General features: G+C 49.9%; 5 protein-coding genes. All 5 read right to left on the bottom strand.

Features of this window, described 5'->3' with window-relative positions; all coding sequences use genetic code 11:
* On the bottom strand, positions 1-1,094 hold a 1,094-nt coding region (locus tag B3Z75_RS06865; protein ID WP_414702873.1), incomplete at its 3' end, for a carbohydrate binding domain-containing protein.
* A gap of 10 nt (positions 1,095-1,104) precedes the next feature.
* Positions 1,105-3,507, bottom strand: coding sequence for a glycoside hydrolase family 127 protein (locus tag B3Z75_RS06860; RefSeq protein WP_294069030.1), 2,403 nt, complete (start codon positions 3,505-3,507; stop codon positions 1,105-1,107).
* A 36-nt stretch (positions 3,508-3,543) separates the two neighbouring features.
* On the bottom strand, positions 3,544-4,599 hold the full coding sequence (locus B3Z75_RS06855; RefSeq protein ID WP_294069027.1) for a glycoside hydrolase family 43 protein: 1,056 nt from the start codon (positions 4,597-4,599) through the stop codon (positions 3,544-3,546).
* Between the two features lie 48 nt (positions 4,600-4,647).
* The gene (locus B3Z75_RS06850) at positions 4,648-7,251 is read right to left on the bottom strand and encodes an alpha-L-arabinofuranosidase C-terminal domain-containing protein (RefSeq protein WP_294069024.1); all 2,604 of its coding nucleotides are present in this window, start codon (positions 7,249-7,251) and stop codon (positions 4,648-4,650) included.
* A 10-nt stretch (positions 7,252-7,261) separates the two neighbouring features.
* Positions 7,262-8,296 (bottom strand): FGGY-family carbohydrate kinase (locus B3Z75_RS06845; RefSeq protein WP_294069021.1); only part of this gene is annotated, 1,035 nt, incomplete at its 5' end.

Genomic DNA, 8,296 nt, shown 5'->3' with positions numbered 1-8,296 from the left:
AAGGGATCGGGATGCCCCATGTCTGCTCTTACTTTTCCCCATTTGGTGGAGGTGTCTCCATTGGCAAACTCAATGAGGTCCAGTGCATCCTGGATATAGTCTCCCAGTTCTCCCACAGGCACGTGACAGTGTTCCCCGTTGTTCTGATATTGGCATGCCAGCCCGACATTTACTACAGGCAGGGGCTCTGCGCCTATATCTTCCGACAACAGGAACAGTTCATAGAAGCCCATGCCATAGGTTTGAAAATAATCGGGATACAACCGATGAGCAAATGTATAGTGCCAGCGGTTCTCATTCAAGGGGCGATTCTCTACGGGGCCGACCGACTTTTTCCAGTCGTAGCGGGTCTCCAGATCGGTTCCTTCTATGATACAGCCTCCTGGGAAACGAAACAGCCCGGGATTTAACTCATCCAGTGCCTCCACCAGATCTTTCCGCAATCCATTTTCTCTGCCTTTCCAGGTGTCCGTCGGGAAAAGAGATATATGTTCCAGATCCAGCGGTCCTTCCGTGACGAGGAAAATACGAAGTGTGGCTTTGGGTTCTTCTTTGGGAGAGGTGAGGACCACTTCATATTTTTTCCATTCGCCGGAGGTTATCTCCAGTTCTTTCCGTTCGAACGGGTTATTCTCTGAATCGATCAGCTCCACTCTTATTTTTTGCATCTTGCTGTTTGAGGATGTTCTTGCCCACACCGAAAAACGATACGTTGCATCTTTCTTTATGCCGATACCGCGGAATCCTTCGTTTTCAAGTCCGGTATGCTTGTGGGCGTGTCCCGAATAACTCAGGCGTACATAGTGTGGATTACGTTCGAAAGGAGCATTGTCGCTACGTACTTCTACCTTACCGAAGGTGTTCCAGCCCATTAATGATTGTGGAAATTCGAACGAACGGTTTTTGATCAGCTCGGCATACAAGCCGCCGTCGGCCCCAAAGTTTATATCTTCAAAGAACAACCCATACATGGTGGGTTGAATTTCTGCTCCAGGCTTTTTTGCATTGACTACTAGTTCGCAGGTCTGTTGCTGTGCAGTTATACCCATGATATGGATGCACGATAAAAGGATAATTATAAAATATTTTTTCATTATCAACATATTATTGTGTAAAATTAAAAGATGTTTTTTGCTCTGTTGTTTCCGAAAGGAGGCGTACTTCCGTGATTCTGGCTGTTGTGCTTCCCGGCGTAGCTGAGAATTTCACGGTGAGTTGCTCGTTGCGTATCAACTCCTCCGGAAGAGGGATGATAAGCTCCTGCGGTTCCATACCCTTGTGTCCGCTGAGTGAGATCGATTCAACATGCTGGTTGTTGACCAGCACGTCGAAGTTGCGTGAGCGGTCGTTATTGAAATGGGCGATGTAGAGATATCTGCCCTTTTGGCCTGTGTTTTTTAGTTTGTAGCTGAACCACCCTACGGCTTCACGCCATCGCGTATCTTCAAATACGCCTGCATTTGACTTTTCTGAAGCAATAAAGTGATCTGATTCAGGCTGCTGCTCGCCGCAAACAACCTTGTCTATTGTAGCTGCATCCAGTTTCAGTTGTTTTGCCTCTTCCTGCTCCATTTTCATCCGAATCTTTTCTGCCTCCTCTGCCGTGGCTTGTGGCCAGTAGACGATATAGCGTGACTCGTGAAGACCGGAAAAAGGTATCAGCTCCATGCCCGAAGCATACTGTTCAGGATAGAGACTTGACAGACGAAAGGTAAGCGGTTTGCCGACAACTGTTGTTACCAGCGATGCCAGTTCACCGGGGTCTCCCACGAGCAACGGCATGCTTTTCAGGGGAATCTGTCTGCCGTGCGCAATGTGTCCGCCACGACTGTCATCGGCAAAGAGACCGGCCTGCTGTTCGTCGGTAGTTTTGGCAGCCAGCACTATGGGGCCATAGGAAAAGGAGTAGTAGTTAGAGCGGTCGGGTAGCTGTTCTGCTCTCACGCCCATTGGCATCTGTGCTACCACTTTGTCGCCTTTCTTCCACTTTCTTTTGACGGAGACATAGCCATTTTTCTGTACAAGAGGATATGCTTTCCCGTTGACAGTGATCTTGAAAGCCCCTTCTTTTACCCATTCAGGGTGACGGAGATGGATTGTAAATTCTTTTTTTCTGCGGGGATTTACCGTGATGCGGGTTTCCGCTTCACAGGGAAAGTTATTCTCCTGAATGATCTCTGTTTGCTGTTCTTCCCACTGCAAGGCGGAGGGAATGAAAAGATTCACGAACAATTCGTCGGCGCGATGGGCATAGATCATTTCACCGTATTTGCCATGATTTTCGATCCCTGAGCCCACGCAGCACCACATGCTTGTATGGGGCTGCGAATATACGCGGTAGTGACCCGGTCGCATCGGTGTGAAATAGACCAGACCTCCTGTTTCGGGATGTTGTGAAGACAAGATATGATTGTAGAGTGCCCTTTCGTAATAGTCGATGTATTTTGCATCGGTTGATGTCTGATACAGCATTTTGGTCAGTCGCAACATGTTGTGGGTGTTGCATGTTTCCGGACCTTCAATGCTACTGATCATCCGGGAGAAATCATCCACCGGATTAAAGTGTTCGGAGACACTGTTTCCCCCCATGGAGACCGACCTGTCTTCCACGACAGTCTTCCAGAAGAAGCGGGCTGCCCTGTCCCATGACTCGTCCCCCTCAAGATCGGCAACGCGCTTGAAACCGATTACCTTGGGGATTTGTGTGTTGGCGTGCATGCCGGTAAGTTCGTCACGCTCCGCGAGGAGCGGAGCCAGAATATGACGGTGTGAGAACCTGCGTGCCAGCGACAGATATTTTTTGTCACCCGTGATGGCAGCTACATCAGCAAAGACCTCATTCAGCCCCCCATGCTCGCTACGGAGCATATCCTGCATCTGTTCGTCGGTTAGTCCGGCTGTCAACTCAATTGCCCAGTCGGTCATTGCTACCAACATTTCCCGGGCTTCCTTCTTTCCTGCAACGAGGTAAGCATCTCTAAGTCCGGCAAAAGTCTTGTGAATGTTGTAGAGTGGCACCCATTTTCCGTTCAGGCTGAAACCGCCGGCATCGATTTTTCCGGAAGCGATCTCTTCCCACATGGTTTTGCCACCAGGTACGCCACCGATATAGCCGTTACCGTTGGCCTGCTGACATTGTTTCAATTCGCTGAGCATGTAATCCAGCCGTGACTCTATTTCACGATCGCCGGTAGAGGCGTACATCAGCGACAGGGCGGAGAGGTAATGCCCACCGATATGTCCGTCGAGCCCACTGTTCTCCCAGTTGGTGTAGCTTTCTGTTTTGGGTGTGAGGCCCGCCTCTCTGTGAAAGGGAGCCAGCAGCCGGTCGGCACTCAGCTCCAGCAAGTACTGTTTGTTTAACTCCTCCGCGTGTTTGAACGGGCTATTCAAAAGTCTTACTTCCTGCAGCCTGAAATATGATATCAGCGGATTATTTACCTGAGCGTTTGCAAAAGAGACGCAGATAAAAAAGGAGATGAACCATTGAAGATATTTCCACTTCATCTGAATAAATATTTTAATATATACTGTTCCATCGTGTTAAAATTCCATGTTCAAACCCCAATGTTCACTCAGCTTTCCGGCTTCCTCTTTTGTAAGATGTATCACTGCCCCGTGTTTGGGTGAACTGAAGTTGGTTGTTTTCATCGCTCCTTCGTTGAAATGTCCCAGGTGCGTGAAGGTGTTGAAATCGGATGTTTCTGCAAAGCCAAAGTTATGGGGGGTGATGCTGAAAATATCGTACATCAGCACCCATTTCTCTTCGCCGATACGTTTCCAGATATTTGGTGCTTCACAGGAGCGCGGTTCAAAGTCGATCTGTTCAGGCTGATACTGATAGCCGCCGTTGATTTTATCAGAAATAGCCATTTTAATCCCTGCCGGCCCTTCCTGTGCAACATAAGTCATCAGGAAACGGCCATCGGGCAAAGAGGTAATATCAGCATCCAATACCTGAATTTCGGGATCAGGATATTCGAAAATTATCTTCGGCTCAGAAACCAGCCTTGTAAAGGCATCATCGGTATAGGCATAATACATTTTCGTTTTGCCACCGTCGAGACGCATGGTAAAATAGAGCATCATTTTCCCCTCATTTTTGTCATAGATCGTTTGCGGTGCCCATGCACAGGAAACGTTCAACTGTGGGAACTGTTCCTCTACGAGCAGGTTGCTGCGTGACCAGTGGATCAGGTCGTATGATTTCATCAGCACAAAGCCACGGTTATTACCCCAACCATGAAGATCACCATCGCGTTCCCACTGAGTTTCGCGAAACCCGGCTTCTTGTCCGAAGATGTGCAGGTCGGTCATTGCCAGGTAAAAAGCGCCGTCGGGTCCCCTTGTGATGTGCGGATCACGAATACCTTTTTGCGTGGCAATGGTGTCGCCTCCAATCACAGGTTGACCGTTGTTGACATCGGTAAAGGTGTACCCATCGGGACTTAACGCCATGAAAAGGCTGTGGGTAGGATCGGTGAAATAAACCAGCAGGTAGGCACCCATATCTTTTTCCTTTGGCGTTGATTTACACGATAACAATGTTGCGAGCAAGCTAATAAGTGAAATCAGGAGTATTACTCTTTGTTTGTTCATTGTCTATTTGTTGAATGGTTTGTTATCCCACACTGAAAATGGTCAATATCAGTTTGAGGAATTATTATTTGTCTTTATGCGAATAACCGAAAATGAATAAGCAGGTAATTCAGGGTTGAAATCTTCCTGGACACTGAGTGTGAATTCTTCCGGTTTGACGGTTCTGTCGTCAAGGTTGCCTTTTATCACCGTCATGATAGCCGTTTCCTCCTTAGTGATGTTCATCTCCGACAGGTCGATGAAAGAAGAGACGGGAACAGGTAGCAGGTTGGCTATTTTTATGATCAGCTCATTGGTTTTTTTGTCCATCACGAAAGAGGTGGCAATACGCTTTTTGATATCTTCCCGGTTATCAGAAAAGGAGATACCGCTTGGCAGGTATTCATTTCCCGAATGGTGCCCGAATAGTTTCTGAACGTAGTAGCCGACAGTAGGCTTCACTTCGCTGTTGTTGAAGTAGATCAGGTCGGGGTTCCACTGCGTGTAGCCTTCTTTTGCCAGGAGAGGGGCGTAGGAAGTCATTTCCACGATGTCTCCGTTGCGTTCCACATTGATCAGGTGGAGTGCTTCACAGAGTGCCGTCTCCAGATTGTTGTGACGGTTTGGAACATGAGCTGCATATTCTCCCAGGTATACCTTTGCTTTTGAACGGTCGTAACGGTCGTAGAAATCCTGGTTGTTGAGGTACCATCCGGGAGGCTGGTAGTAATGTTCGTCTACAAGCTTCAGTCCCAGCCTGGTTGCCAGCTCCCATCCTTCCACATAGTCCGATCCCTCACTGAACGGGCCGGCGGTACCGATTACGGTGATTTCGGGGTATTTCTCCCTGATGGCGTCGTGAATCATGGTGAACCGTTTTACGAAAATATCGGAGATCAGGTCTTCGTTTCCAATGCCGATATATTTCAGGTTGAACGGTTTCGGGTGGCCGGCTTCCGCTCTTTTTCTTCCCCATTCCGATTTCGCATCGCCGTTTGCATATTCGATCAGGTTCAAAACCGACTGAATGTATGCATCCATTTCCTCCATGGGAATGCCGCCCTGTTGTCCGCCAATAACGCAGCCATGATGTGCAGAGTTTTGGCAGGGAACACCTGCCGCCACAACCGGAACTGGTTCAGCGCCGATATCTTCACAGAACTGGAAATACTCATGATAGCCCAGCCCGAACGACTGGTGATACCCCCAGAGGTTACGCTGTGGCTTCCGCGCTTCGAGCGGGCCAATGGTGTTTTCCCAGCGGTAGATGTTGCCGATGCCGTCGCCGTGGGCTACGCAGCCCCCTGGAAAGCGCATGAAGCGGGGTTTGAGGTCGGCCAGCGCTTGTGCCAGGTCGGCCCTCATGCCATTTTTACGTCCCTTGAATGTATTCTGCGGGAAGAGTGAGATCATGTCAAGCTCCACCCTTCCTGTTTGTTGTGGAATCACCTCAATACGGGCATCGGTTGTCGTGGCGGTCGCCGTAATCACTGCTTCCATTTTTTTCCAGCCGGCACCAATTCTTCCAGTGGTTGTCTCCCCATATAGTTCCCCGTTTTTTCCCGTGAGTCTCACCAGAATGGGGCCTCTCCTCTTTTCCGTTGAACGGGCAAACAGAGATAGGTTGTATTTTTCGCCCTTCTTCACCGGAATGCCGTTGAACCCTTCGTTGATTAGTGCAACGCCTTGTTTCTCTATCTCCAGTACCGCGTAGTGCCTGTTGTTGGCATGGATGGGGGAGAGTGTATCAATTGTAAGTGGACTCCCGTTGTTAACTGACCAGGCGAAGCGGCTGTTCCAGTTCTCATCGCGCCCCTCCTTGTCGCTCAATGCATATTCAAATCCCCGGTTTTGAACCAGTTCCGCATAGAGTCCTCCGTCGGCGGCATAATTGATGTCTTCGTAGAAGATGCCTATCAGCATGTCGCTGATGGGTTTCTTTTCTTTTGCACTGGGTGACAGGGAAATGGTGACAGGCTCCCTGAACTGGCCGGGATTCATTGCCACCCTCTCACTGTTCTGAAGTTGTTTGTAGGCGGCCAGCCTCTGCGCGCTGATAAGCCGGTCGATCTCTTCCCATGCTATCCGGTGCACTGTTCCACTCACCTCAACACCTCCGATTGTCACCTCCCGCCTGTTGTTTGGGTGTCGCTTCGACTTTTCAGCGGGCGTAAATTGGCTGAAATCGTTGGTAAAGGTTTGATAAATCCCTTCGGTGGGCTTGTCGCTCTGCCAGAGGATATGGAATCCTTTTTTATGAGGGTCGTAATTAATTTCCGTGTCGAGGCAGTTTCCGAGTGGCATTAGTACCGGGTATGACTGTGGCTCCCAGTATACCAGGTTGGAGGAGACTGTATGGGCTACGGCTCCATCCTCGTGGTTCAGGCTCCAGGTGCAATGCCACTTTCCGTCCGGTGCACGGTAGAGGAACGGGTTGTACATCCTTTTTTGGGAGCCCCATCTGCCGTAGTCCGATTTTAGAAATGTATGACGATGGCCGATGGTATGCCAGCTGCCCTGATCGATGCTCCAGGCAAAATAGAGACCGTTCCCGTTCGTATCGCCATAGGCAAAGAGATAAGCGGAGTCTGGTTCGTTGGCGTACAGACTCCCCTTTGTCGGTACAACAAACAGGAGTACTGTCATGAAAACCGGCAGGAAAATGTTTCTCATTATTGTTGGTTTAGGATGGGATCGTATTGTTTTCCGTGAATTTTCCCAGTTGTTGATATTTCTTGTAAAGTTCGCTGTAGCGTACATGGTTTTCGCTGTTGGGGTGGTAGGTGGTGACAAATCCTTGTCCCATGGCATCCTGAGCCTCTTCTACCTTCTGGTATATGCCGGCCACAACTGCTCCAAACATGGCGCTGCCAAAGGCGCACGACTGTTCTGTGCGGGCTACCTTGATCGACATGCCCAGTACATCGGCCATGGTTTGCATCACAAAAGGTGACTTCAGAGAGATGCCACCGATGCCGATGACCTGTTTAATTTCGATCCCGTTTTCAAGGAATCGGTCAACAATAGCTTTGGAGCCGTAGGCCGTAGCTTCCACCAATGCACGAAAGATCAGGGGTGCAGAGCTGCCCAGCGTCAGGCCGGTGATGGATCCCTGCAATAACTGATTTGCATCGGGCGTACGGCGTCCGTTCATCCAGTCCGTTGCCAGGATGGTGCTCTCGCTCAGAGGTACCTTCTCTGCTTCTTTGGTCAGTTCCGGAATAATAGCATCCGCAACTTCGGCAATTAACTTCTCTCTGGTGGGAACATCCAACAGGGTTGATTTGCTTAGTATGGTTTGCAAAGGCCATTCGAGGAGCCGTTTAAACCATGCATAGACATCACCGAAGCCCGATTGGCCTGCCTCCAGGCCGATCATGCCGGGGATGACGGAGCCGTCTACCTGTCCGCAGATGCCGGGAATTAGTTTGTCGCCCATCTCTTCGTAGGGGACAGCCATGATGTCGCAGGTGGACGTGCCGATTACCCGAACAAAATCACCCGGTTTGATCTCTACTCCCACAGCACCCATGTGACAGTCGAAGGCGCCCACCGCCACTGCCACGTTGGTGGTGAGTCCCAGTCTTCGGGCCCACTCCTCTGTTAAGTTGCCCACCTTCACATTGCTCGGGTAGGTATCACGGTAAAGGCGGGAACGAAAACCGGCCAGCAGCGGATCGAGTGCAGTGAGAAACGCCTCTGAGGGCAATCCTTCCCA

Origin of the sequence: Proteiniphilum sp. UBA1028 (assembly GCF_002316955.1) — a bacterium.
GTDB lineage: Bacteria > Bacteroidota > Bacteroidia > Bacteroidales > Dysgonomonadaceae > Proteiniphilum.
Note: the sequence above shows the minus strand (reverse complement) of the source record. Positions and strands in the feature narration are given on the sequence as shown.